Annotated in this window: 22 protein-coding genes; 17 read left to right on the top strand and 5 right to left on the bottom strand. The window is 61.9% G+C overall.

The annotated features are described in order from the left end of the window. Nucleotides 1-17: 17 nt before the first annotated feature. From AC0L3D_RS10320 to AC0L3D_RS10305, 4 genes are all read right to left on the bottom strand, one after another. Nucleotides 18-458: a CBS domain-containing protein gene (locus tag AC0L3D_RS10320; RefSeq protein ID WP_023800391.1), complete on the bottom strand. Its 441-nt coding sequence runs from the start codon at nt 456-458 to the stop codon at nt 18-20. A 39-nt stretch (nt 459-497) separates the two neighbouring features. Continuing rightward, nucleotides 498-1,064 carry an NADH-quinone oxidoreductase subunit I gene (locus AC0L3D_RS10315; protein ID WP_023800392.1) on the bottom strand — a complete coding sequence of 189 codons (567 nt, stop codon included), beginning with the start codon at nt 1,062-1,064 and terminating at the stop codon, nt 498-500. Nucleotides 1,065-1,087: 23 nt separating this feature from the next. Continuing rightward, a complete protein-coding gene (gene nuoH / locus AC0L3D_RS10310) occupies nt 1,088-2,074 on the bottom strand; it encodes an NADH-quinone oxidoreductase subunit NuoH (protein ID WP_023800393.1) in 987 nt (328 codons plus the stop codon). A 613-nt stretch (nt 2,075-2,687) separates the two neighbouring features. Further along, nucleotides 2,688-3,059 carry a hypothetical protein gene (locus tag AC0L3D_RS10305; protein WP_473644144.1) on the bottom strand — a complete coding sequence of 124 codons (372 nt, stop codon included), beginning with the start codon at nt 3,057-3,059 and terminating at the stop codon, nt 2,688-2,690. A 121-nt stretch (nt 3,060-3,180) separates the two neighbouring features. Between AC0L3D_RS10305 and AC0L3D_RS10300 the strand changes: the two genes are divergently transcribed. The 7 genes from AC0L3D_RS10300 (at nt 3,181) to AC0L3D_RS10270 (ending at nt 10,936) form a co-directional block, all read left to right on the top strand. Next, nucleotides 3,181-4,077, top strand: a complete 897-nt coding sequence (locus AC0L3D_RS10300; protein ID WP_473644142.1) for a sugar phosphate isomerase/epimerase family protein — start codon at nt 3,181-3,183, stop codon at nt 4,075-4,077. Further along, complete coding sequence (locus AC0L3D_RS10295) at nt 4,074-4,886, top strand: SDR family NAD(P)-dependent oxidoreductase (RefSeq protein ID WP_023800408.1); 813 nt, start codon at nt 4,074-4,076, stop codon at nt 4,884-4,886. The genes AC0L3D_RS10300 and AC0L3D_RS10295 overlap by 4 nt, the downstream gene beginning before the upstream one ends. A 346-nt stretch (nt 4,887-5,232) precedes the next feature. Beyond that, the gene (locus AC0L3D_RS10290) at nt 5,233-6,420 is read left to right on the top strand and encodes a magnesium transporter (protein WP_023800409.1); all 1,188 of its coding nucleotides are present in this window, start codon (nt 5,233-5,235) and stop codon (nt 6,418-6,420) included. Between the two features lie 15 nt (nt 6,421-6,435). After that, nucleotides 6,436-6,603, top strand: coding sequence for a hypothetical protein (locus AC0L3D_RS10285; protein WP_023800410.1), 168 nt, complete (start codon nt 6,436-6,438; stop codon nt 6,601-6,603). Between the two features lie 371 nt (nt 6,604-6,974). Then, nucleotides 6,975-8,189 carry a tetratricopeptide repeat protein gene (locus AC0L3D_RS10280; RefSeq protein WP_473644140.1) on the top strand — a complete coding sequence of 405 codons (1,215 nt, stop codon included), beginning with the start codon at nt 6,975-6,977 and terminating at the stop codon, nt 8,187-8,189. A 95-nt stretch (nt 8,190-8,284) separates the two neighbouring features. After that, nucleotides 8,285-9,001 carry a FecR domain-containing protein gene (locus AC0L3D_RS10275; protein ID WP_027152473.1) on the top strand — a complete coding sequence of 239 codons (717 nt, stop codon included), beginning with the start codon at nt 8,285-8,287 and terminating at the stop codon, nt 8,999-9,001. A gap of 81 nt (nt 9,002-9,082) precedes the next feature. Beyond that, complete coding sequence (locus tag AC0L3D_RS10270; protein ID WP_473644138.1) at nt 9,083-10,936, top strand: CHASE2 domain-containing protein; 1,854 nt, start codon at nt 9,083-9,085, stop codon at nt 10,934-10,936. Between the two features lie 14 nt (nt 10,937-10,950). Here AC0L3D_RS10270 and AC0L3D_RS10265 read toward each other — a convergent pair whose 3' ends face one another. Then, a complete protein-coding gene (locus AC0L3D_RS10265; protein ID WP_473644136.1) occupies nt 10,951-11,745 on the bottom strand; it encodes an IclR family transcriptional regulator in 795 nt (264 codons plus the stop codon). Between the two features lie 232 nt (nt 11,746-11,977). Between AC0L3D_RS10265 and AC0L3D_RS10260 the strand changes: the two genes are divergently transcribed. The 10 genes from AC0L3D_RS10260 to AC0L3D_RS10215 all read left to right on the top strand — a co-directional run bounded on the left by AC0L3D_RS10260 (nt 11,978) and on the right by AC0L3D_RS10215 (nt 24,586). Further along, complete coding sequence (locus AC0L3D_RS10260; RefSeq protein ID WP_473644134.1) at nt 11,978-13,579, top strand: ABC transporter substrate-binding protein; 1,602 nt, start codon at nt 11,978-11,980, stop codon at nt 13,577-13,579. A gap of 12 nt (nt 13,580-13,591) precedes the next feature. Then, nucleotides 13,592-14,452 (top strand): alpha/beta hydrolase, encoded by an 861-nt coding sequence (locus AC0L3D_RS10255; protein ID WP_473644132.1) that lies wholly within the window; start codon nt 13,592-13,594, stop codon nt 14,450-14,452. Next, a complete protein-coding gene (gene ggt, locus AC0L3D_RS10250; RefSeq protein WP_023800417.1) occupies nt 14,449-16,059 on the top strand; it encodes a gamma-glutamyltransferase in 1,611 nt (536 codons plus the stop codon). The genes AC0L3D_RS10255 and ggt overlap by 4 nt, the downstream gene beginning before the upstream one ends. A 58-nt stretch (nt 16,060-16,117) precedes the next feature. Continuing rightward, complete coding sequence (locus tag AC0L3D_RS10245) at nt 16,118-17,095, top strand: ABC transporter permease (RefSeq protein ID WP_091597385.1); 978 nt, start codon at nt 16,118-16,120, stop codon at nt 17,093-17,095. 1 nt (nt 17,096) lies between these two features. Beyond that, a complete protein-coding gene (locus tag AC0L3D_RS10240; protein ID WP_413468470.1) occupies nt 17,097-18,020 on the top strand; it encodes an ABC transporter permease in 924 nt (307 codons plus the stop codon). Further along, nucleotides 18,017-18,979: an ABC transporter ATP-binding protein gene (locus AC0L3D_RS10235; protein ID WP_091597382.1), complete on the top strand. Its 963-nt coding sequence runs from the start codon at nt 18,017-18,019 to the stop codon at nt 18,977-18,979. Before AC0L3D_RS10240 ends, AC0L3D_RS10235 begins: the two co-directional genes overlap by 4 nt. A 56-nt stretch (nt 18,980-19,035) precedes the next feature. Further along, the gene (locus AC0L3D_RS10230) at nt 19,036-20,031 is read left to right on the top strand and encodes an ABC transporter ATP-binding protein (RefSeq protein WP_091597380.1); all 996 of its coding nucleotides are present in this window, start codon (nt 19,036-19,038) and stop codon (nt 20,029-20,031) included. A gap of 20 nt (nt 20,032-20,051) precedes the next feature. Further along, entirely contained in the window at nt 20,052-21,962 is a 1,911-nt protein-coding gene (locus AC0L3D_RS10225) for a CocE/NonD family hydrolase (RefSeq protein WP_473644131.1), read from the top strand. A gap of 365 nt (nt 21,963-22,327) precedes the next feature. Further along, entirely contained in the window at nt 22,328-23,638 is a 1,311-nt protein-coding gene (locus tag AC0L3D_RS10220) for an ABC transporter substrate-binding protein (RefSeq protein WP_473644158.1), read from the top strand. 72 nt (nt 23,639-23,710) lie between these two features. Next, nucleotides 23,711-24,586: an ABC transporter permease gene (locus AC0L3D_RS10215; RefSeq protein WP_473644129.1), complete on the top strand. Its 876-nt coding sequence runs from the start codon at nt 23,711-23,713 to the stop codon at nt 24,584-24,586. Nucleotide 24,587 lies beyond the last annotated feature (1 nt).

Genomic DNA, 24,587 nt, shown 5'->3' with positions numbered 1-24,587 from the left:
CCCCCGGGTTTGCATCCTCAGTGATAAGGGGTGCCGGCAATGTAATCGCTCAACGCTTGCTCGGTACGGAGCAATTCGTCGAGCCGGTGCTTGACCACGTCGCCGATGCTCACCACGCCGACAGAAGCGTCGCCATCCATGACCAACACATGGCGCGTGCGTCGGTCGGTCATGAGCGACATCACAAAGGGCAGCAAATCCTGTGTCGAACAGGTCACCACACTGCGGTTCATGATGTCGGCGACCCGCATTGTGGGCGCCTCGATTCCGTATTCAGCCACCGCATAGCAGCAGTCCCGCTCCGACAGCGTGCCCAGGCATTCCCCGGGCGAACGGCTGACGACCACGAATCCGATGTTGTTGTCCCGAAACAGCCGCAGGACTTCTACGACCGTCTGATCTGGTGTGACCGAGATGAGCTCGGGAGATTTGGTCTTCAAGATTTGGCGGACAAGCATCTGAGCCTCCTGTGCTCCGGCTTGACGGCTGCCGCGCGTTCACGTTCGGCGGATATTCCGCCACCAGTTGTATCCCTGAGGCTCGCTCGTCTCGACCAGCACGTCCTGTTCGGTGTTCAGGCGCGCGGCGACCACGCCGCCGCCGGTCGTCGCCTTGCCCGGTTTGCCGAGCAGGTCGTCGCGCCCGACCACCAGGTCACGCGAGGAAAAACTCGAGAATTCGTACTGTTGGCCAAGCGCGATCGCGTCGGCCGGGCAGGCGTCCTCGCACAGCCCGCAGAACAGGCAGCGGGCCATGTCGATCTCGAATTTAGCTGGATGCCGGTTGCCCTTCTCGTCCTCGTAGGGAATGACTTCGATACAGTCGCAGGGACAAATCCGCGCGCAGAGTTCGCAGGCCACGCACTTGATCTCGCCCTCTTCGTCGCGCGTCAGGAAGTGATGCCCGCGGTAACGCGAATAGGGCAACCATTTTTCCTTGTCAGGATACTGCATGGTCACGGATCTGGAGAACATGTAGCCGAAGGTCAGCGCCAAGGCGCCCGCTAGATCGGCGAAGAATGCCCAGCCGATCCATGTTCCACTTATGTGCAGTGCGCGCGACATCGCCGCCTCGCTTGGGGTGGCCCTCAAAGGAAAGCAACACCTGTTACTATTATGTTCGCCAGTGACAGTGGAAGCAAGACTTTCCAGCCGATCGCCATCAGTTGGTCGTATCGATAGCGCGGGAAGGTGAAGCGGAACCACATAAACACATAGAGAAAGAACGCGACCTTGAGCGCGAACCAGAGGAGCGGCGGCAACGGGATCAGCACGCCGTTCCAGCCGCCGAAGAACAGGATGACCGACAGGACCGACACCAGCAGCATGACGGCGTATTCGCTGACCATGAAGAACGCAAAGCGGATGCCGCTGTATTCGGTATGGAACCCGGCCCCCAGATCGCCTTCCGCCTCCGCCAGGTCGAACGGAATGCGCTGCGCTTCGGCCAGCCCGGCGACGAAGAATACGAAAAATCCGACCGGTTGGTAGACGATGTTCCAGACATCGGCCTGTGCCCGCACGATATCGAGCAGGCTCATGGATTGCGCCAGCATGACCACGCCGATGACCGCGAACCCCATGGGGATCTCGTAGCTGATCATCTGCGCGCAGGTTCTGAGGCTGCCCAGGACCGCGTATTTGCTGTTCGCGGCCCAGCCGCCGAAGATGACGCCATAGACCTCGATCCCGATCACCGCGAAGACGAAAAGGAGGGCCACATTCATGTTGGAGACGTAGAGTGTGATCTCGTGACCGAGGACCGAGATGCTTTCGCCGAAGGGGATCGCGACGAACACCACAAAGGGCGGGGCGAGCGCCAGGATTGGCGCCAGTTTGAACAGGAAGCGGTCGGCTTCGGCCGGGATGTGGTCCTCTTTGGTCAAGAGCTTGATGCCGTCCGCCACCGGCTGCAGCAGCCCGTGCCACCCCACGCGCATCGGCCCCATCCGCTGCTGGATGTGCCCGGCGATCTTGCGTTCCACCCAGGTCAGCGGCAAAGGCAGCAGCAGCAGGATCGCAATCAGCAACGCGACCTTGAAGGCGATCAGGCCAAGGGCGACGACAAGTTCCATAATCCGCGGCTACTTGTTCATCGGGTTGAGAGTTACGATACTGAGCACTGCGCTTGTCCGGCTTCGCGGAAACGGCAGTCTGCCGACGGCGACGCAACTTGTGCAATGGTATCACAGTCTTACCGTTGCTGGCCATGGTGTGTGTGTCGCTTGGCGCTCAAACGGGCCCGCACATCGAGCAATGGCACGCAATGACGGGACCAGACGGCCCCAGCGCCTAATACTGAACGCCTCCACAAACAGCCCCCTTTTTACCGTTCAACAACGGCATTCTGCACGAGACACATTCCTAAGGGCCAGAACGCAGGGCACTGAACCGCTTAATCGGTGCAGGTGACGCTCCCCCACTAAAGGGCAATCCGAACGAGTTGCCGCCCGCCCGGCCAAAAAAGAGACCGACAACGCAGACGAGAAATGGGGAAATCTCGGCAGCGTCATCGGTCCAACGGACCAAAGGCGAGGAGGGTTTGGTGCATTGTCAATGCTATCGGTCATTTCCTGACTGACGACCCGCTTCCTCAGCCGCGATGGGAACAAAAGACGCGCGACAGCCCATCGATCCGTCAGAGCACAAAAATCCGGTTGGCAAGCAGCACGATCCCGAGCTAACGATCTAACAGGCATCCCTACAGCAGAGGCCAACAGAAAGATGGTATCTCAGGACACTGCACGGCCGTGCGGCGATCGGCGGTGTTTCGGATACTGCGAGGTGCTCCGTCGCAGATTTGGATTTAAGCCATTTTGTGACGGTATTGTTGACGGTATTCGAAGGAACGCCAATTAGAACCAGCGCCAGCTGTGGTTCAAGACCCAGGACGCAATCGACCAAACGGTGCAGCGGCAACTCATCCGCCGCGTCCTGCTGGGCGAGGAGATCGCGCGGACCGTGCTCTTCCTTGCCGCCGATGACAGCCGCATGATCACCAAGCAGTCCATCGCAGTCGATGCCGGTCTGCGCTGATGCGATCGCTTCCAAATCCTTCAACGGAACTGCCAAGCTGATGTTTCGTCTCGGCCTCAACCCATACGGACTGACCTACACTCTCGGCCTGCAGGGACGCGGTACGCCGCGGCACAATCCGGACGGGACCGGGCTGGAAGGCTTCATGGCGCTTGCGCAGGAACTGGGCGCACGCACGCTCGAGATCTACGAACCGTGGTTGACCGACTTGCCGGACCCCGAAATCGTCGACCTACGCAAGCGTCTGATCGCGCTCGACATCGTCCCGGTGGTCAGTGGCGGACTTCTGGTGGCCGGTCCGTTGGACAGTGCGTTTCGGGCGGCGCGCCTGCTCGAGGCGACAACGATCCGTATCGCACTGACCCCCGTCCTGTGCGGCGACCGCAACCTGTGGGGCCCGAAATGGAGCGAGTTCGACGCGACGATCCGCGCTGCCTTGACGGAATGGGGGCCGCGTGCGGCGGCTGAGGGCCGGGTGCTCGGCATCGAAAACCATCAGGACTTCGGCAGCGACGAACTGGTCGCGTTCTGCGAACTCGGTGGGCCGGGCGTCGGCATCACCTACGACACCGGCAACACCTTCCCTGTCGGCGAGGCGCCGCTTGCCTTCACGCGGCGCATCGCACCGCACGTCCGCCATGTCCACCTCAAGGACTATCGCGTGCAGTTCACCGATGAGGGCTATCGTCTGGTCCGCTGCGCGATCGGCGACGGCGCCGTGCCTTTCGCCGAACTGGCAGCCATCCTCGCCAAGCACCACGACACGCTGACGGCCGTGCTTGAGCCAGGCGCGCTGGAAGCCCGCCACGTTCGCTGTCTCACCGACGACTGGTGGAACGAGTATGCACCGAAATCCGCGCGCGAGTTCGCGGCCTGCCTGAGTGCCGCGCGCGTAAACCGCCTTGCTGACGACGCCGACTACCGGACGCCATGGGAGCGCGACGATGACGGCGCGCTGGTTTCGTATGAGCTCGACATGATCCGGCGCAGCGCCGCCAACATGAAGAAGTTCGATTTCATTGCAATGGAGAAACCAGCATGACTGCCCGAGAACTCAGCGGCCTGACCGCCTTCGTGACCGGCTCGGGACGCGGCCTTGGTCGCGTCATGGCCGACCGCCTGGCCGAACTTGGCGCAAACGTCGCCATCCACGATCTCGACTGGACCCGGCCGTCGCAATATGGCGAATTCGCAGACCTCGGCGAATCCGCCAGGGGTCTGGAAAAGCATGGGACACGGGTAACCGCGGTTACGGGCAACATCGGTGACAGGCAAGCCGTTGCCGAAATGAAGAGGAAGATCGAGGCGGAACTCGGCGATGTGCATGTTCTGGTCAACTGCGCCGGCGGCGACATCGGCGCCAAGGGGGTAAAGCCCAGTCCCAACAACGCGCTCGACATCGACTATGAAGACATCAAGGTGCTGACCGAGAACAATCTCATCGGCACGATGCTGGTCTGCCAGGCGTTCATTCCGCCTATGGTCAAGCGCGGCTCAGGCTCGGTGATCAACATTGCCTCGGCGGCAGCGCATATCGGATGCTCGCCGGAGGTGGTCTACTCCACGCTTAAGGCGGCCGTCGTGCATTATACGCGTTGCCTCGCCAAGGAACTGATCGACGATGGCGTGCGCATCAATGCGGTGAGCCCCGGCGCCACCAAGACGGCACGGTTCCAGGCGAGCCGCGTCGTCGATCCGGAGCGCATGGATTCGAGCAAGAAATCGCTGAACCGCTATGCCGAGCCTGAAGAGATCGCCGAAGCGGTGGCCTTCCTCGCCGGTCCGCGCGCGCGTTTCATCAACGGGCAGGTCATTCGCGTCGATGGCGGCTTCACCATCTTCCCAGGTTGAATCGCGGCCGGCACGCGAACTGTCGGGCTGAGCGCACCCCAATGAGCAGGGCCGCGACGGCCCATTTGCCGACCTTACTTCGTTGATGAGTTGCGACGTGCTCGCAGAGCTCGGGAAATCGACGGTGACGTTTCGGCAACACGTCAATTCTCTTGGCGACACGGTGACGTTACAGCCCGCCTATATGCACCCACGCAATGGCTCAGATTTGTCTGGGTCGGTCTACTCGGCGCCCCGAGAAGGCGAAGATTCCGGATCGAGGCGCTTAGGCCACCGTGCGCCTGGGCAGAGCGAACCGGTTCCGTCTATAAGCTCAGAGGCGCAACATTAGAGTTTGGGGGAACAGATGAGGGAAGAGAACGACATTCAGAAGTTGGTGCGCACGCTGCGTGCTCGAGCCCCTGACGACGCGGCTGAATTGCTAGCCCGAGAGTCTCCCGAGTTCATCCGCGACGCACTAAAGTTGTTACCGGATAAGCACGCCCGGAAGGTGGCGGAGCATTTTCCCTCGCAAAGGAGGCCCATCAAATCTCATACCGACGGCAAGGATCTCGCGATCCCCGAGGCCATCGTCGAGCTGATGGATCCGATCCCCGCCAGCGTTGCTGTCGGGACCACGGTAGCCGCCGCGGTCGAGGCCGTCAGGCGCGCGCAGGTGCCGACCGAGTTGACTTACCTCTATATCACGGACGAGGGCGATAGACTGGTTGGCCTAGTGGTCTTGCGCGATCTGATGCTGAGCGAGGCCGACGCGACGGTGGATCAAATTATGCTGGCAAGTCCGTTCGCCCTTCACGTCGATATGCCTTTGAGCGAAGCCTGCAAGGCCGCGGTACGCCGTCACTACCCTGTCTATCCCGTGGTGGACGCGGAGAACCGGCTGCTCGGGCAGGTTCGCGGCTGGCGGCTGTTCGAGCAGCAAATCATCGAGATTTCTGCCCAGCCTGGCCAGATGGTGGGTGTCCAGAAGGAGGAGCGTTCTTTCACTCCGCTGTTTTCAGCCTTCTTGAAACGTCATCCGTGGCTGCAGCTCAACCTGCTGACGGCCTTCATAGCCGCTTTCGTGGTCGGCTCGTTCACAGGCACGATCGAGAAGATCGTCGCGTTGGCGGCGTTCCTCCCGGTGTTGGCCGGACAGAGCGGAAACACCGGCTGTCAGGCGCTGGCTATTACGCTGCGTGGCCTCGCCTTAGGGGATGTGGACAAACGACCGAAGCTGCACTTGGTGCTGAGGGAGGGAGCGCTCGGGATCGCCAACGGCTTGCTCGTCGGTCTGGTGGCGGCTGCGGCCATGTGGTTCTACGCTTCACGGCAGCCGGAGTCGGCATCCCAGGCCCCCATGCTGGCGCTTGTGATCCTGCTTGCCATGTCCGGATCGTGCCTCATGTCCGGGATCTCCGGCGTGCTGATCCCGTTGGGCCTGCGGCGGGTCGGCGCCGATCCGGCCGTGGCTTCCGCGATCTTCCTCACGACGGTGACCGATATTGTAGGCATGGGCCTGATGCTGGGACTGGCCACCATGCTCGTGCTGTAGGCGCGCTCGACGGACGTGATCGCGGACGAGGACGTTGTTGCCTATGAAGTGACCTCGTCGGCGTTCAACAAGATAACAAAGGCTAAGCCGCACATCGCGCAGGCCGTCCTGAGAAGCATCGCCCGCCAGCTCTCCGAGCGCTTGCGCAACGCGGCGGAAGACCTTCGGATGAGCTCCATGTGACCCTGATGCGTCGTGCGGCGACCAGATACGTGGAGAATCGCGCAAACAATATTGATCTTGTCGGCTGCGCAATCCACCGCTGATTATGATTCGTCTTAGTTGCCGTTTGTAGCGAATACTTGCTGGAAGCCAAGCAACGCTGAGAAGATGTTTGACCAACAAGCGTAGGCGAAATGCGAATGAACGCGATAGTTTGTTGCGCAGCTGCAACAGCTGCTGAAAACTCGGAGGTTTCCTGACAGTTCTGTCGCTTTTTTTTGTGCAGGCGTGCTAGATCCGCTGCACTAGTCGGGTTGGGGTGGGTTCTCGGCATGCATTCCTCGTTTTCAATGATCCTCGGCTTCGCCGCGGCGCTGCTTTGTACCGGCATATTGCCGGCCGGCGCACAAGGTCTCTATCCGGCCTATGACGATGCGTTTTCGGCCCGCATTGCCAATCCGACCGACAACGGAGCGCTAGCTCAATTCGTCACAGTTGCCGTCAACGCAGGGCAGTACGATCAGGCGATCTCGTCGATCGAGCAGTATCTCATCAAACATCCTCGCGATGCGCGTGCCCGGCTCTCGGCCAGCCGGTTGTATTATCATGTCGGCTCCTATGAATTGGCCCGGCGGCAGGCGCAGTACGGCCTCGAGGTCGGGGACCTGTCCGCGGATGAGCAGCAGGAAGCCGTTCGCCTGCTCGCCCGCATCGAGCGCGCGTTACGTGGCGTCACTTGGGAAATCGCTCTGACTGGCGGCATGTTCAGCGCATCCACCGATTTTGAGCCGGGCGGGGCCGAAGACGACCGCACCTTGGTCTCGCCCTATGGGCGGGCGGAAGGCTTTATCCGATGGGATCTCGGGACGCCAAGTGCTGATGCACTTGTCCTCTCGGGCTCGCTGGCAGCGACAGAGCGCTTTTTCACCAAAGACCTGTCGGTTCCCGGTGCCGAGGAGACTTTTATCCACGGGAACGCCGCCATTACCTTGGACAAGGGACTGCCCAACAGCGGGATCGATTCGCTACGGCTGCTGCTTTCCGCGTTCGCCGTCACAGATCGCTTCGACAGCGACGTTCACGAGACCGGCGTCGGTCTAAGTGGGCGCTTCCTCGTGCGCCCCACCGTCGAGACGACGCTTTTTGCAGGTGCCGGCTACATCGATCTAAGCAGCTCGAAAGGCATCTTCGCCGATAGCAGGGTCTTCTATGAGGCAGGCGGCAGCTACCGCTTCCGCAATGGCCAGGCGCTCGGACTGCGCCTGGTCGGCTCGACTGACTTCGCCTCCGGAGCTGGCGAAATCGGCCGCAGCTACATGGGAGAGGTCCGCTACGGCGGCGTGGTGATGGAAGTACCGGACCTTTTCGCATGGTCTCACCAGGTCGCCGTCTCGGCCGGCCACAGCGACACTCCCAACTTGTCCGTCGGCATCGGCGCGAACATCCAGAGCGACTTCTGGCGCATTGCCTCGGAAAGCGATTTTCAGCTCACTGAATGGCAGAAGGTCAGTGTCGATCTCGCCTATCGCGAAACCGACTTCGAGATCGCCAGCGGCGACCGAGATTCATTCGAATTGCTCGTGAGCTACACGTTGACACTCAACTGAAAGAGGCCGCGATGAGGACCCTGTATCGTCAGATAGCCACTTGTATCGCCTGCCTTGCCTTTGCGGCACCATCTGGCGCTGAAACGGTTGGGTCCATGACGGCCTACCAGACCAACATTATCCGCAATCACGGCGAGGCGATGAACGTCGGCGCTGGCGTCGAACTCGGCGACCAGCTGCGCAGCAATATCACCGGTCTCGGAATGCTCGTGTTCCGGGACGAGTCGAGCGCCAAGATTGGTCCGAACACCAGCCTGACGATCGATGAATTCGTCTACAATCCGGGGTCCCGATCAGGAAAGATCGACATCAGGATGAACAGCGGCCTGGCCCGTTTCTACGGCGGCCAGGTTTCGAAAGGCGGCGACATGCAAGTTGCGACGCCACACATGGTGCTCGGAGCCAGAGGTGGCATCATTGAGGTGCTTGTGATTGCTGGTCAGACCGTCGGCATACTGCGCGCCGGCCGCATGACCTGCATGATGAATGGTCGCAAGCTCGTGATCACAAACCCGGGCCACGCCTGCACGTCGGACAATGACAAACTGCTGACCGGCTACGGCGGTATCGACGCGTTCCCGATTTTGGACAGCATCGATCGAATAGCCGGCACCGGCCTGCCAGGCGAACCGGGTCCGGGGCTGAACGTAAGCGCGATTTGTGCGTCAGCACTCGGCAATTCGCTCAAAGCCTGCAAGTCCACCGACGGCGCATTGCCCGGCGTGGCCATGGAGTTCCCTGACAGCCCAACGCCCCCTGTAGGCAGCGGGGTGGATGATGAGGATGATGACTGCTTTCCCGACTGCCGGTAACGCTGGCCGAGCGGCATGAGCCCCTCGCTTGATTGGCGGCGGGCTGCCAGGCGGAAAATACCTGGTCTTGCGGTCGTACTCTTGCTGCTCGCTTGCCATTTTGCTTTCGACGGGCCGCTGTCGCGCCTGCGCGAGCGCACGTACGACCTCTACCAGTCCCTCGCCCCGCGCCAGGCGACGAGCAATCCTGTTGTCATTGTCTCGATAGACGACGCGAGCCTTAAGGCATATGGGCGATGGCCTTGGAACCGTGGCCTTTTGGCCGATCTGGTCGATGGTGTCGCCGAGTCCGGTGCCGCGGTGATCGGGCTTGCGCTGGTGCTGCCCGAGGCTGATATCTCTCCTGATGGCATCGCCGGAGACAAGCGCCTCGCCAGCGCACTGGCGAAAAATGGAACGGCGCTCGCCGTCAGCCTGGGCAACGAGGTGACGGTTTCAGAAGCAGAGCCCAAAGCCGGCTGGTCGATCGTCGGGCAGGTACCCGAGACGCTTCCTGGCTTCACCGGTCTGACAGGCTCCCTTCCTGATTTCTCGAGCGCCGCTGCAGGCCTCGGCGTAATTCGCACTTTGCCCGATCCCGACGGCGTACTACGCCACGTGCCGCTGCTCTGGCTCCGAAATACGGCTCAAGGCGTGCAGCTCTGGCCGTCGTTCGCGCTCGAACTCCTGCGCCTCTACGCCGGAGAGAACGGCTACGTAGCCCGGATGAATGTCGCCGGGTTTGACGCGCTCAGGATGGCCGGGACCATTGTGCCACTTGAGCCGCAGGGCAGCATCCGCCTCTGGGAAACCGACACCAATACGCCGCGCATATCTGCCAGTAATATCCTTTCGGGTCGCGGCGATCCGCTGCTGCGGAACGCGATCGCCATTGTTGATCTGTCAGCCGTGGGATTGACGCAGTATCTGCCCACCCCGGCGCGTCCGGCGCGACCAGGCGTGGACATCCACGCTGATGCAATCGGCCAGATGCTTGCCGAGCGCTATCTTGTAGAGCCAACGCAAGCGCGTACGCTGGAGCGGCTGTGGTTGGTCCTCAGTGGCATCGTTTTCATCGGGCTTTCCGGAGTGCTCGCCCAGCGTGTCATGCTTGGCGCCCTCGCTCTGGCGCTCCTGGCTGCCACGCCCTTCGCGTTCGGCGCTCTCGAATACAGCCTGCAGGGTAAGCTCTATGACCCACTGCAGCCGGCGCTTGCGACGATCCTCGTAGCTGGCTTCGAAGGCTATGCCCTCTACAGGCGCAGCGAGCAGCGCCGGTCCACCCTGGCACGGCAGTTTTCCCAATATCTGTCGCCCTCCGTGGTGCAGCGCCTCGCAAATTCGGACACCGAAGCGATCCTGTCCGGCGAGAAGCGCGAGATCACAATCCTGCTGAGTGACATACGCGGCTTCACGACGATGAGCGAACAACTCGGTGCCCAGGAAATCGGAAAGGTGGTCAATCACTTTCTCGGCCTTGCGACCGATGAGATACTCAAGCGCGACGGGACGATCGACAAGTTCATGGGCGATGCCGTGCTAGCCTTCTGGAACGCGCCGCTTGATCAGCCAGATCATCGCGAGCGCGCGCTCGAGGCGGGGCTTGCCCTGATCGAACGGGTGAAGCGCGAAAATGCCGGTTTCGTCGCGCGCGGGCATCCCTCCATCGAAATCGGCGTCGCCATCGAGACTGGCGTCTGCTCCGTAGGGAATTTCGGCTCCGAACGGCGCTTCGATTACACCGCGATCGGCTCGCCGGTGAACCGCGCGGCACGGCTCGAGTCAACGACCAAAAAGCTGAGCATCCCTCTGGTGCTTGGTCCCGGATTTGCGGAGGGAGCGTCGATGCCGGTTGTCCAGGCGGGCGTGTTTGAACTGCAAGGCTTCAAGGGCGAGGTGTCGGTTTTCACCGTTCCGGAGATACACCCCTCGTCGCAATCTGCCGAGGCAGTGTGATGCTTGGCACCAGTTCAACTCGCTATGTCATTGGCAGCCGGCGAGCGGAAGCCAAGGGCGGCGGAAATACGATGGGCGGCCCGGGCCACCATGTCGCCCAGTTCGCTTATACGCTCTTCCGGCACCCGGTTTTCCGGGGCAGCGATGTTCAGCGCCGCGATTATCTTACCCGGCGCCACGAACACCGGTGCGGTGATCGAAATCAGATCGTCGTTGATCTCGCCGCGACTGACGAAAAACTTCGCCTTGCGGATTTGCTCGAGCCCGCCCCTAAGAAGCCGAGGATCGGTCACCGTTTTCTTGGTGAAGCGCTTCAACGAGCCGGAAAGAATGGCCTCGCGCTCCTCATCACCCATATGGGCCAGGAACGCCTTGCTCGAACCGGCATGTAGCGGACGCCGCCGGCCGACAATCGCATTGACGCGAAGGTCCCGCTTCGGCTCCCATTTGGCGACGCAAAGGCTTTCCTGGTCATCGCGGATCCGCAACTGGGTGGTTTCGCCGATCTTCTGACCGAGTTCTTCCAGAACAGGGTTTGCTATGCGGATCAGGTCCATCTGTTCGCTGGCGGCGTGGCCCAGCATCAATGCAGCGAGGCCGAGGCGATAGCCTTTTCCATCCAATGATCGCGCCAGCAAGCCGCGCCGCACCAGCGTCTGCAAAAGCCGGAAAGCGCGCGCCTTGCTGTCGCCGGAACGCCGCGCGATTTCGGAAACGCCAAGATCTGCCTCGCCGGCCACTGTCTGCAACAAACTGATCGCGCGATCGACGGAATCGACCGTGTACCGGGTATCTGCTTGATCGGTCATTTCTCACTTCCTCGGCAAAGCGTCTCGTGCAGGAGGTTAAACGAGAAAATTTGTATCGTCTAGTGAAACGATGGTTTATCTGTGTTGACAAATAGTGAAGCTTTCGTTTCACTCGCTGTCAGGAAGGAGGCCGGCACCATCAGCGGATCCCAAGCTGGGCTCGATCATGGCAAGCGGCAGCGGAAAAGAACTCCTCCGATGGAACTATCCAGAGTGGACACGGAGAAAACCAATGATGAACCGGACAATATCGCGCCGTGCGCTGATGCAATGGGCGCTCGGCGGTGCCGCCGTCTTGCAAGGCATTAGCTGGACGGGGCTGGTCCAGGCAGCGGCAACCGGCCAATTGCGGATCGGCATGGCTGCTCCGCCGACGACGCTAGACCCGCATCTGAAGAGCAATGCGCCGAACAACGCGCTCGCCACCCATGTCTACGACACGCTTGTCACCAACGACGAAAAGTCGATCTCCAGACCGGGGCTGGCGACGGCTTGGCGCGCGGTCGACGACACCCATTGGGAGTTCGACCTGCGCCCAGACGTGCGCTTCAGCGACGGTGAGCCGCTCACCGTAGACGACATCGTCGTTTCATTCGACCGGGCCAACACCATCGACAGCACGGCGTCGTTCCGGACCTACACGCGCAACATCAAGTCGATCACCTCGCCCCAAACCGGCAAGCTTCTCATCGAAACCAAGCAGCCGGAGCCGCTTCTGCCCAATTCGCTCAGTCGCATTCGCATCATCCGCGCCAAGTTCAAGGATACCCCGAGCGATCAGTTCAACAACGGCACCGCGGCGATCGGAACTGGCCCCTATGTGCTGAAGGAATATGTTTCCGGCAACGGTGTCGCGCTTTCCGCCAATCCCAACTACTGGGGACCGAGGCCTGCTTTGCCGGACGTCGAGCTCCGCATCGTCACCGATGCCGGCGCGCGGCTTGCCAACCTGCTCGCCGGCGATCTCGATCTCGTCGAACAGGTGCCCTACGAGGGTGTTGCCCGCGTCGAACAAGACGAGCGCTTTCACATCATCCGCGGCGTATCGAGCCGGGTGGTCTTCTTCTCGCTGGACACGTTCAGGGACGTGACGCCCTTCATCAGCGGCAAGGATGGCAAGCCGCTCGACCGCAACCCGCTGAAGGATCTGCGTGTGCGGCAGGCGCTGTCCATGGCGATCGACCGCAGCGCCATTGTCGAGCGCTTGATGCAGGGCAATGCCATTGTCGCTTCACAGTTTCTGCCCGCCGGCGCCCCGGGCACCTCGGCTGCTATCAAACCCGTTCCATTCGACGCTGCAAAAGCCACGGCCCTGCTTGCCGAGGCCGGCTACCCCGATGGCTTCCGCCTGACGATCCACGGGCCCAATGATCGTATCGTCAACGATTCGAAGATCGTGCAGGCCGTGGCCCAGATGTTCTCTCGCATCGGCCTGGAAGTCAGCGTCGAGGTCATGCCCTGGTCGGTTTATGCCGACAAGGCGGATGCCCATGAGTTCAGCGTCAATCTGGACTCCTGGGGCGTCAACACAGGCGAAACCTCGAACCCAATGACAGCTCTGGTCGGGACGCAGAATCCGGACGCCGGTATGGGCATCGCCAATTCGGGCCGCTACTCCAATCCCGATCTCGATGCCAAACTGGCTGTGGCGAAGCGGACGCTGGACGACACCAAACGCGAAATGATGCTCTCGGAGCTCAGCGACATCGTCTTCAACGACGTCGCCCTGATTCCGCTGCACCATGAGGTTCTCGTCGTGGCTGCCCGAAAGGACCTTCAGTTCACGACGCGGGCCGACCAGTATACGCTGGCCATGAACGCCAAGATTGTCTGAGGAGGTGTAGACTTGACGAGCATCGCCACGGGATCTGTTGCGGATCGCGGTCGCGCTACATACGATCTTGGCGCGACCGCCATCTTTGCTTCCAAATCGGACCCACGTTTCCACTATTGCCTGTATGTACCGCCCGCGGTTGGGGAAGGCACCCAAGTCGACCTGCTGGTGGCCGTCCATGGTACCGGCCGCACCTCGTTCCTGGGTTTCCGTGATGCGTTCGCCGAGTTCGGACGCTGGAACGACTGCGCCATTTTGTGCCCGGTGTTTCCAATGGGCGTTCTCGGCGACGATGCCCGCAGCGGATACAAATACATGATCGAGGGCGACATCCGCTACGATCAGGTGCTGCTCGCGATAGTCGAAGAAGTCGTCGCGAAATACCGTCAGGACTGGACCCGCTTCGCTATGTTCGGATTTTCCGGCGGCGGGCATTTCACCCATCGCTTCGCCATCCTTCATCCCGACAGGCTATGGGCGGCGTCGATCGGCGCACCGGGATCGGTGACCCTGCTCGATCGCACGCGGGACTGGTGGGTGGGCATTCGCGACCTGCCGGAGAAGTTCGGCATCACCTTCGACGCCGCCGCGCTGGCAAAAGTGCCTGTCCAGATGATCGTCGGCGATGCCGACCTGGAGACCTGGGAAATCACGCACGCCCAGGGCAGCACCCATTGGATGCCAGGCGCCAACGATGCAGGACAAACGAGGCCGGAGCGCCTCAGGACGTTGTGTCGATCGTTCGAGGAAGCGGGTGTGCGCGTACGCTTTGATTTGCTGCCCGGGGTAGCCCACGAACGCGACGCGGTTCTCGATCGGGTCAAGGATTTCCTGGCCCAGGCGCTCAAGGAACGACGGAACGCATCAAGATGAATGCAATGATCGTTGCGCCGCAGCCGGAGGCGGTCGAGGCGGGCGCTCTGGTGCTCAAACGCGGCGGCAACGCCGTCGATGCGGCGATCGCCTGCGCTTTCATGCAAGGCGTCGTCGACCCTCAAATGGCCGGCATCGGGGGCTTTGGCTCGATGCAGGTCTATATGCCGCGACGCGGCGTGCACGAGGTGCTAGAATTCTACGCCAGGGCGCCGCTCAAAGCGTCGCCTGAAATGTGGAGCGACCTTCTGGTCGGCCAGTCGCGCGACGGCTTCGCCTTTCTGCTGGAAGGCGGCATCAGCGAGATCGGCTATCTCGCCGTCTGCACGCCGGGCAGTGTCAAGGGCTATGCCGAGGCGCTGGCGAGATACGGCACTTTTGAATGGGCCGACGTCGTCGCACCCGCCGCCAAGCAGGCGAGGCGCGGCTTTATGGTCCGCCCGCATGTCCATTGGTACTGGGCCCAGGACGGCGTAGATACCGGCGAAGTGCGGACCCTTGACAAGCTGCGCTTCAGCAACACGGGGCGCGCCATCTATTTTCGCCCGGACGGCGCGGTCAAGCTGCCAGGCGACGTCGTCGTCAACACCGACCTCGCCCAAACGCTCGAGCGCATCGCGGCCGCCGGTCCGGACATTTTCTACAAGGGCGAGATCGCCGAAGAAATCGCCGCCGACATGGCCGCCAACGGCGGCCTTATCGGGAAGGATGATCTGGCGCGCTATGAGCTATCCACCGCGCAACCGCTCTGGGGCGAGTATCGTGGCTACGATATCGCGACCAGCCCGCCGCCCGCCAGCGGCATATCCATGCTGCAATTGCTCCACATCCTCGAGCATTTTGATGTCGGAGCCATGGAGCATGACGGTGCCGAGCACATCGTCCTGCTGGCGGAGGCGATGAAGCGCATGACCATCGACAAGGACCGCCATCTCGGCGATCCTGCCTATGTCGACGTGCCGGTCGCGCGGCTGCTGTCCCGCGACTATTGCAGCGGGCTCGCCGCCGAGATCAAGGCCGGGCTGCGCGCCAGGATCGAGCGCGTCGATGACCGGTCGCCGCGCGACACGACCCATATTTCGGTGGTCGACCGTGAGGGCAATGCCGTCGCCTTGACCCACACGCTGGGCAGTCCCTCGGGGGCGATCACCGATGGCCTGGGATTCATGTACAACGGAACGATGAGCCGCTTCGACCCAAGGCCGGGCCGGGCCGGATCGCTGGCTCCCGGCAAGCGGCGCGCCAGCTCTGCGGCTCCCACAATCGTATTCAAGGACGACCGGCCGGTGATCGTCATGGGAGCGCCCGGCGGCAGCTATATCGCGCCGTCCATGGCGCAGGGGCTGATGAATCTCATTGATTTCGATATGAGCATGTCGGAAGCGGTGGCCGCCCCGAGGATCGTGGCGGTGTCGAACACAATCGACGTCTCCAATCGCATTCCGCGCTATGTCACTGAAGAAATCGAGGGCCGGGGCTACGAGGTGAAGCGCTCCTGGCAAAGTTACGCTTTTGCCGCCCTCCACGGCATCCAGATCGAAGACGGAATTTGCCGCGGCGGCGCCGATCCGCAGCGCGACGGCATGGCGATGGCGGTGCCGGCGTGATGTGCCGCGCACAGACGACCGGCGACCCTTTCCGGCAATCAGGCTGCGGAGCGATGCCATGACCGCAGCCGTCGCGCGCCGGCTGCTCCAGGCTGTGATGGTCATGTTCGCCATGACGGTTATCGTCTTCATCGCGATCAACGTCATCGGCGACCCCGTCGACATTTTGATCTCGCCCGACGCCGATCAGATCGAGCGCGCGCGCGTCGTCCAGGCACTCGGGCTCGACCTGCCGCTTTGGCAGCAGTACCTCCGCTTCCTCTGGGCAGCGCTGCATGGGGACCTTGGCGAGAGTTACGTCTACAACGAGCCGGCGATCAGGGTGATCCTGCAGCGACTGCCGGCAACACTCGAACTGGCCGTCTCTGCCATCCTCATTGCCATCGTCGTCGGCGTGCCGCTCGGGCTTTATGCCGGACTGCGGCCGGATGGCATCTTGAGCCGCGTCATCATGACCGTCAGCATCCTCGGCTTCTCGTTGCCGACCTTCTGGGTCGGGCTGGTGCTGATCATGTTTTTCGGCGTGCAGCTCGGCTGGTTGCCGAGCGGCGGGCGCGGCCAGACCGCCGAACTGTTCGGTGTCCAATGGGCGTTCCTGACCAAAGACGGCCTTGCCCACCTGATCCTGCCGGCGGTGAACCTCGCCTTGTTTGACGCCTGCCTCATTCTGCGCCTGACGCGCGCCGGCGTCGCCGAAGTCCTGCCGCTCGATTTCGTCAAGTTCGCGCGGGCCAAGGGCCTCAGGGAAACGCGCGTGATCGGCGTCCACGTCTCGAAGAACATCATGATCCCGGTGGTGACCATCATCGGCCTGGAATTCGGCTCTATCGTCGCCTTCTCGGTCGTCACCGAAAGCGTGTTCAGCTGGCCTGGCATGGGCAAGTTGATCATCGACAGCATCAACGTGCTCGACCGTCCGATCATCACCGCATACCTGATGGCGATCGTCGCCTTCTTCGTCATCATCAATCTCGTCGTCGACCTGACCTATACGGCACTCGACCCGCGGGTGCGGCTCCAGGGCGAGGGACCGTGACATGAGCGTCGACACCTTGCCGCCACCGATGCCTACCGAGGCCGAGAAGGGTGAAGAGGCGCCGTTTCGAGTGCTCGTGCGGGCGTTCTTCCGCTCGCCTGCCGCCATTGCCGGTTTCGTGCTGCTGACCGCGATCATCGGGCTGGCGCTGCTCGCGCCGCTTATAGCGCCGCAAAATCCCTACGACCTCAACCAGCTCGACATCATGGACAGCCGCCTGCCGCCCGGCTCGCAATCGATGACGGGCATGATTTTCTGGCTCGGCACCGACGACCAGGGTCGTGACATGCTTTCCGGCATCATCTACGGCCTGCGCATATCGCTCGGCGTCGGCGTCAGCTCGGCGCTTTTCGCCGCGCTGTTCGGCGCCTCTTTAGGCCTGCTCGCCGCCTATGTCGGCGGTCGGACCGAGACGGCGATCATGCGCATCGTCGATTTGCAACTCTCCTTCCCCTCCATTCTCGTTGCACTGATGATCCTCGCCTTTCTCGGCAAGGGAATCCTCAACGTCGTACTCGCGCTGGTGATCGTCGAATGGGCGACTTATGCACGTGCCGCGCGCGGCACGGCGCTGGTGGAGCGGCGCAAGGAATACATGGAGGCGGCAGAGTCGCTCGCCATTCCGCGATGGCGCATCCTGTTCGTCCATCTTCTGCCCAACTGCCTGCCGCCGCTGATCGTGATCGCGACGGTACAGGTGGCGCGCGCCATCTCGCTGGAGGCGACCTTGTCCTTCCTTGGCCTCGGTGTGCCGATCACCGAGCCCAGTCTCGGCCTGCTGGTCGCCAACGGCTATCAGTACATGCTCTCCGGCATGACGTGGATCAGTTTCTATCCCGGCGTGGCGCTGCTGATTACCGTGGTTGCGATCAACCTCGTAGGTGATCGGCTCCGCGACGTGCTCAACCCGCGGGGGCGCGAATGAATGCGACCGTGCTCGAAGTCCGCGATCTCAGGACCCATTTCGGACAAGCAAAAGCCGTCGACGGCGTCTCGTTCAGCGTCGCGCGCGGCGAGGTTCTGGGTCTCGTCGGTGAAAGCGGGTCCGGCAAATCGGTCACCGGCTTTTCCATCATCGGCCTTGTCGATCCGCCAGGCACGATCGTCGGCGGCCAGATCGTCTTCGACGGCCGCGACATCACCCGCTCCAGCCGCGAGGAGATGCGAGCGCTGCGCGGGCGCCGCATGGCGATGATCTTCCAGGATCCGATGATGACGCTGAACCCGGTCCTGCGCATCGACACGCAGATGATCGAGGCGGTGCAGGCGCATGAAAACGTCTCGCGCATGGACGCCAGGGCGCGGGCGCGCGACGCGCTCGGCATGGTCGGGATCCCGAGTCCGGATGAGCGGCTGCAGGCCTATCCGCATCAGTTTTCCGGCGGCATGCGCCAGCGCGTCGTTATCGCTATTGCGCTGCTGCACCGGCCGGACTTCATCATCGCCGACGAGCCAACCACCGCGCTCGATGTGACGATCCAGGCACAGATTCTCGCCGAGATGCAAAAGCTCGTGGCGCAGAACAACACGTCGCTGATCTGGATCACGCATGATCTCGCCGTCGTCTCGCGGCTCGCCGACCGGATCGCCGTGATGTATGCGGGCCGCATCGTCGAATCCGGCCCGGTGTCGGACGTTCTCGCCCGTCCGTTGCACCCTTATACCGCCGGTCTGATCGACTCCGTTCCCAGCCGCAACCGGCGTGGCGAGCGGCTTCGGCAGATCCCGGGAATGGCGCCCAGTGTTGCGCGGCTGCCGGCCGGATGCGCTTTCGCCCCGCGCTGCGCGCGCGCCGACGCGGCGTGTGCCCAGGCGGTGCCTCTGCTCACTGCTGGCCCGCGCGAGCACCGCTGCGTTCATCCCTTGCCGGAGTTCCGCGTATGATCCCCTCCACTCCGGTTGCGGCAGACATTCAAAGCTCCTCAGCGGGTTCTAGCGGGATGGCGCCGCTGATCGAGCTGAACGAGATTTCTCACAGCTTCGGCACGCGGCCGGATCTCGCGGCCCGTTTGGCGATCTCATTCAAACTCGCCAAACCGACGGCAAGCGTGCAGGCGATCGACGGTGTCAGCCTCGCCGTTCGCAGGGGCGAGGTTCTGGGCCTCGTTGGCGAGTCGGGATGCGGCAAGTCCACACTGGGCCGGATCGTCGCCGGCATCGTGGCGCCCAGCAAGGGATCGGTATCATGGCGCGGCAAGGACTTGAAGGCGCTTCCGCCGCTCGAACGGCGTGAGGCCAAGCTGCGCGTGCAGATGATATTCCAGAATCCCTACGCCTCGCTCAATCCGCGCCGCAAAGCGGCCGATATCGTCAGCGAGGCGCCGCGCGTACACGGGCTGGTTGAGGGCGATCTCGGTACTTTTGTCGATCAACAGTTCCGGCGTGCCGGTCTCGATCCGGCGCTAAAACACCGCTTTCCGCATCAGTTCAGCGGCGGCCAGCGGCAGCGGATCGGCATTGCGCGCGCGCTCGCCGTGCAGCCGGAATTTCTCGTCTGCGATGAGGCCGTTGCCGCTTTGGACGTCTCGATCCAAGCGCAAATCCTCAATCTCTTCATGGACCTGCGCGAGAGGCTGAACCTCACTTACTTGTTCATCAGCCACGATCTCGGAGTGGTCGAGCACATCTCCGATCGGGTGGCGATCATGTATCTCGGCCGCATTGTCGAAGAGGCTCCGGCCGAGGAGATCTTTGCACGGGCCAACCACCCCTACACGCAAGCGCTTCTCGCCGAGGTGCCGCGGATCGAAACCACCAAACGCGGCTTTGCCGCGATCAAGGGTGAATTGCCGAGCCCGCTCTCGCCGCCGAGCGGATGTCATTTCCACCCGCGCTGCCCGCACGCGATGCCTCGTTGCCGCACCGAAGCGCCCCGACTGAAGGTGGTTGCTGCCGGACACAAGAGCGCATGCCACCTCAATGACGCCGCCGCCTGAACGCCTTGGAATTTTTAGAGATGACCGACCTCCAGGCGTTCCAGTCCGTGACCGATGACATGGTCCTCTGCCGCGATATCATGGTGACGATGCGCGATGGGGTAAGACTGGCGACCGACGTCTACCGACCGGCAAGGGGAGGCCGCGCGCTGGACCGGCCAGCTCCCGTCATCGTTGAGCGGACGCCTTATGGCAAGGCGATGGCGTCGCGCGCTGAGCTCGAGGTCGGCATGACCGAACCGATGGCTCGCGCGACGGTCGCCGAGCAATTCGTGCGCCATGGCTACATCGTCGTCTACCAGGACTGCCGCGGCCGCTACGGCTCGGAAGGCGAGTTCGTCAAATATCGCTCCGAAGGTCCGGACGGCTACGACACGCTTGCATGGATCGCAGCCCAGCCCTGGTGCAATGGCCGGATCGGCACCATGGGCCTTTCCTATGCTGCGCATACCCAAATGGCGGCGGCGTGCCTTGCGCCGCCCGCTCTTGCAACCATGATCCTCGATTCCGGCGGGTTCTCTAACGCATTCACCTGCGGCATTCGCCAAGGCGGCGCATTCGAGCTGAAACAGGCGACTTGGGCCTATCGGGAAGCTCGCGAGAGCGCCGTTGCCGCCGGCGACGAGCTTGCCCTAAAGGCGCTCGAAGCGGAAAACCTGCATCGCTGGTTCGGCAAAATGCCGTGGTCGGAGGGCCGTTCGCCGCTCCGCTGGGCTCCTGAATACGAGGCCTATCTGCTCGAGCAGTGGCGGCACGAGACATTCGACGGTTTCTGGAAGCAGGTCGGCATTCATGCGGCGGGCTTCTACGACGATATTCCCAACATTCCGATCGCCCTGATGTCGAGCTGGTTCGACGTCTATGTCCCGACGACGTTCGAGAATTTGGCTGGCCTTGCCCGAAACGCGAAACGGCCGCTCGCCTTGATCATGGGTCCGGGCTTGCACGGCGACCGCAATCTGACCTTTGCCGGCGACGTCGATTTCGGACCGAACGCTCCGCTCGGCGGCAATGTGGCGGCAAGCTGGCTGGAGTTTCGTCGCCGTTGGTTCGATCGCTGGCTGAAGAGCGGGTTGGAGGACGATCTCGACGAGGAGCCGATCCGTCTTTTTGTCATGGGCGGGGGAAAGGGCACGAAAAATGAAACGGGCCGTCTCGATCACGGCGGGCGCTGGATCAAAGGCAAGCGGTGGCCGCTGCCGAACGTGACGGAGCAAAGCTATTATCTGCACCCCAACGGCAGGCTCTCGGAGGTCTTTCCTGCGCCCGACGCCGTCGCGCTGAGCTATGATTTCGATCCCGCCGATCCGGTCCCGACCATCGGCGGCGCGCTGACCAGCGGTCAGCCGATCTTCGCCGGCGGCGGCTTCGACCAGAGAGAGGACAAGAGGTTCTTCGGCTGCCGCAATTTCGGCTTGCCGCTTTCCGCCCGTCTCGATGTCCTCTCCTTCGAGACCGAGCCGCTTGCCGACGATTTGACCGTGCTCGGACGGGTAGAGGTGGAGCTCTGGGCGGCGACCGATGCACCCGACACCGACTTCACGGCGAAACTGATCGACGTCTATCCACCGAGCGCCGACTATCCGACGGGCTTTGCCCTGAACCTGACCGACGGGATTTTCCGCTGCCGCTTCCGGCGTTCATTCGAAAGAGCCGAACTCGTGAAGCCTGGAGAGATCATGCGGCTTCGCATCGAGCTGTTTGCGACTGCCAATCTGTTCCGTGCCGGCCATCGGCTGCGGCTGGATATCTCTTCGAGCAATTTTCCGAAGTTCGATGTCAATCCGAATACCGGCGCGCCGGCGGGCCTCGGCCGTAGCCGGCAAGTGGCGCGCAACACGGTTTTTCTCGATAGAGCGCGGCCATCGAGGCTAATCGCGGAGAGATTGGGGGCACAATCGGGCGGCTCCTTTTCGGCAGAGCTCGCTTGAGCGGACATCCTCTCTTTGATATTGCGGCTCCCTCACGGTCCCCTCCGTTCGTCCAGATCACGGTGAACGTGCCTTGAAATTATTTTTCGCCCGGTGGCTGCGAGTCTGCGCGCTACGGGAATTGCCAACTTGCTGAATATTCTGGCAGGAAAGAGTAGGGAATCTGCGCTTTTGCATATGTTTTGGGAGAACGGCGCTTGCCGGTGCGCATATCGGCGGCAGATTTGCCCTGCTTATAATTGGAATTTTCACTTCTAATTTGGCGGGCTGCGCAAAAAATATATCCTACCCTCCAGCATAAAGCCGGACATCGAAGAATGTGGATTGCCGACAACAGGCTCGGCATGCAGGGGAAGGGTTTGACCATGAAACAGGTGAAAGAGCCGACGAATACACTGACAAGAAGAAAGTTTCTCAAAGGCAGCGCGGCTGCTGCCGGGGCCGCCGTAGGGTCCGGAGCGATCGGCGGTTTTCCGACGATCTGGGCCCAGGAGATCAAGGACATCGAACTGCGCCACGTCGGCGTTTCGTACTCGGTCGTCAAGGCGATCGGCGACCAGGCGGCCAAGGATCTCGGCTTGAAAGTGACGATGCAGAATCTCGACACCTCCGCTGCCATCAACCGCTTCATCACCCAGCCGAATTCGGTCGATATCGCCGACCTCGAAGGCTGGCAGGCCAAGCTCGCCGCCAAACGCGGCGTGATCCAAGGCATCGAAATCAACAAGACCAAGGAGTTCGATAATATCCTGCCGATCTTCACCAAGGGTGAGATCGACGGCGCAGTGGTGTCGCGCCAGGGCATTTCGCCGTACGAAGCGATGTATATCGAGACGCCCGACGCGACCGATCTCCACGACGGCGTCACCGAATGGGCGACATTCCTGCCGCAAGTCTACAATGCGGATTCGATCGGCTACCGTCCTGATCTGATCGGCCATCCGGTTACCGAGTGGAAGGAACTGATCGACCCGAAGTTCAAGGGCAAGGCGGCGATCCTCGACGTGCCGGCGATCGGGATCATGGACGCCGCCCTGTGTTTCGAGAGTGCCGACCTGATCAAGTACGGCAACAAGGGAAACATGACCAAGGAAGAGATCGACTTCACTATCGACAAGCTGATCGAGCTGAAGAAGTCGGGGCATTTCCGCGCCACCTGGACCACATTCGACCAATCCGTGCAGCTCATGGCGGCCGGCGAGGTGATCATCCAGTCGATGTGGTCGCCAGCGGTTGCCGCGGTTCGCGTCAAGGAGATCCCTTGCGTCTACGCGCCGGTCAACAAAAAGGGCGACAAGGAAGGCTATCGCGGCTGGTGCAACGGGATGGGCTTGATGAAGCACCTCACCGGCAAGAAGCTTGAAGCGGCCTACGAGTATATGAATTGGTACTACACCGGCTGGCAGGGCGCTTTCGTCGCCCGCTACGGCTACTACAGCCCGGTGCCGTCCACCGCCAAGCCGTTCCTCACCGCCGCCGAATGGGACTACTGGTACGACGGCAAGCCGGCGCCGGATGAAGTCAAGGACCCCTACGGCACTCCGATGGAGAAGACGGGTACGGTGCGCGATGGCGGCTCCTTCCTCGAGCGGGTCAAGAACATCTCGTGCTGGAACACGCTGATGGACGAGGCGGCCTACATGAACAAGCGCTGGAACGACTTCAAGGTTGCGTGACCGGCGTCGCCGCAACCGGATCGGGCGCCTTGCCCGATCACACCTTCATCCGAAAATCCTCGGAGTCCGGCGATGACACAAAGCGTTGCGTTCAAGCGAAATCTGGCCGGGTGGGCCTATGTTGCCCCGCTGGTCGTCGTGCTGATCCCGTTCTTCGTGCTACCGCTGGTTGCAGTGGTGGCAGCGAGCTTCTTCGAAACCGATGGCTTCGGCGGATTGTTCCCGGCGTTCAATCTCGAAAACTACACGCAGATACTGACCTCGGAACTGACGTTCAATCTCTATTACGAGACCATCAAGTTCACCGTGCTGACGTGGTTTTTCAGCCTGGCGATCGGCTTCCTCGTCGCTTATTTCCTTGTCTTCCATGTCAGGAACCCGCTGCTTGCGCTCGGGCTGTTCCTGCTCTGCACAGTGCCGTTCTGGACCTCCAACATTATCCGGATGATTTCCTGGATCCCCTTGCTGGGCAAGGAGGGGCTGGTCAATGAGGCCTTGCTCAAGATCGGTCTGATAGACCAACCGCTCGAATTCCTGCTGTTTTCCAGCTTCGCGGTGGTCGTCGCCTATGTCCACCAGCTCACCATCTTCATGATCGTGCCGATTTTCAACGCCATGGGCCGGATCGACAAGCGCGTCGTCGAGGCGGCGCTCGACGCTGGCGCCAGCCGCTTTGATATCATGCGGCTGATCATCGTGCCGCTGTCCAAGAACGGTATCGCGCTCGGTTCGATCTTCGTGATTTCGATCGTCATGGGCGACTTCTTCGTGGTCAAGGTAATGTCGGGCGGCGGCTCTGCCTCTGTCGCCGGCGCCTTTTATGAGGACATCTCGGTGCTGCAATATCCGACCGCCGCGGCCAGTGCAGTGCTGCTCACCGTCGTTCTCGTGCTGACTGTCGGCTTGATCCTGCGCTTCGTCGACATCCGCAAGGAGATCACGCGATGAG

It is taken from the genome of Mesorhizobium sp. WSM4837 (assembly GCF_055811435.1).
Note: the sequence above shows the minus strand (reverse complement) of the source record. Positions and strands in the feature narration are given on the sequence as shown.

What these genes read in the sequence shown, in the direction of transcription:
- ggt (WP_023800417.1), top strand. Translation starts at nt 14,449, where the DNA reads ATGAATGCAATGATCGTTGCGCCGCAGCCGGAGGCGGTCGAGGCGGGC.
- AC0L3D_RS10230 (WP_091597380.1), top strand. Translation starts at nt 19,036, where the DNA reads ATGGCGCCGCTGATCGAGCTGAACGAGATTTCTCACAGCTTCGGCACG.
- AC0L3D_RS10225 (WP_473644131.1), top strand. Translation starts at nt 20,052, where the DNA reads ATGACCGACCTCCAGGCGTTCCAGTCCGTGACCGATGACATGGTCCTC.
- AC0L3D_RS10290 (WP_023800409.1), top strand. Translation starts at nt 5,233, where the DNA reads ATGAGGGAAGAGAACGACATTCAGAAGTTGGTGCGCACGCTGCGTGCT.
- AC0L3D_RS10235 (WP_091597382.1), top strand. Translation starts at nt 18,017, where the DNA reads ATGAATGCGACCGTGCTCGAAGTCCGCGATCTCAGGACCCATTTCGGA.
- AC0L3D_RS10245 (WP_091597385.1), top strand. Translation starts at nt 16,118, where the DNA reads ATGACCGCAGCCGTCGCGCGCCGGCTGCTCCAGGCTGTGATGGTCATG.
- AC0L3D_RS10275 (WP_027152473.1), top strand. Translation starts at nt 8,285, where the DNA reads ATGACGGCCTACCAGACCAACATTATCCGCAATCACGGCGAGGCGATG.
- AC0L3D_RS10295 (WP_023800408.1), top strand. Translation starts at nt 4,074, where the DNA reads ATGACTGCCCGAGAACTCAGCGGCCTGACCGCCTTCGTGACCGGCTCG.
- AC0L3D_RS10315 (WP_023800392.1), bottom strand. Translation starts at nt 1,064, where the DNA reads ATGTCGCGCGCACTGCACATAAGTGGAACATGGATCGGCTGGGCATTC.
- AC0L3D_RS10240 (WP_413468470.1), top strand. Translation starts at nt 17,097, where the DNA reads ATGAGCGTCGACACCTTGCCGCCACCGATGCCTACCGAGGCCGAGAAG.
- AC0L3D_RS10215 (WP_473644129.1), top strand. Translation starts at nt 23,711, where the DNA reads ATGACACAAAGCGTTGCGTTCAAGCGAAATCTGGCCGGGTGGGCCTAT.
- nuoH (WP_023800393.1), bottom strand. Translation starts at nt 2,074, where the DNA reads ATGGAACTTGTCGTCGCCCTTGGCCTGATCGCCTTCAAGGTCGCGTTG.
- AC0L3D_RS10265 (WP_473644136.1), bottom strand. Translation starts at nt 11,745, where the DNA reads ATGACCGATCAAGCAGATACCCGGTACACGGTCGATTCCGTCGATCGC.
- AC0L3D_RS10260 (WP_473644134.1), top strand. Translation starts at nt 11,978, where the DNA reads ATGATGAACCGGACAATATCGCGCCGTGCGCTGATGCAATGGGCGCTC.
- AC0L3D_RS10220 (WP_473644158.1), top strand. Translation starts at nt 22,328, where the DNA reads ATGAAACAGGTGAAAGAGCCGACGAATACACTGACAAGAAGAAAGTTT.
- AC0L3D_RS10300 (WP_473644142.1), top strand. Translation starts at nt 3,181, where the DNA reads ATGGCGCTTGCGCAGGAACTGGGCGCACGCACGCTCGAGATCTACGAA.
- AC0L3D_RS10320 (WP_023800391.1), bottom strand. Translation starts at nt 458, where the DNA reads ATGCTTGTCCGCCAAATCTTGAAGACCAAATCTCCCGAGCTCATCTCG.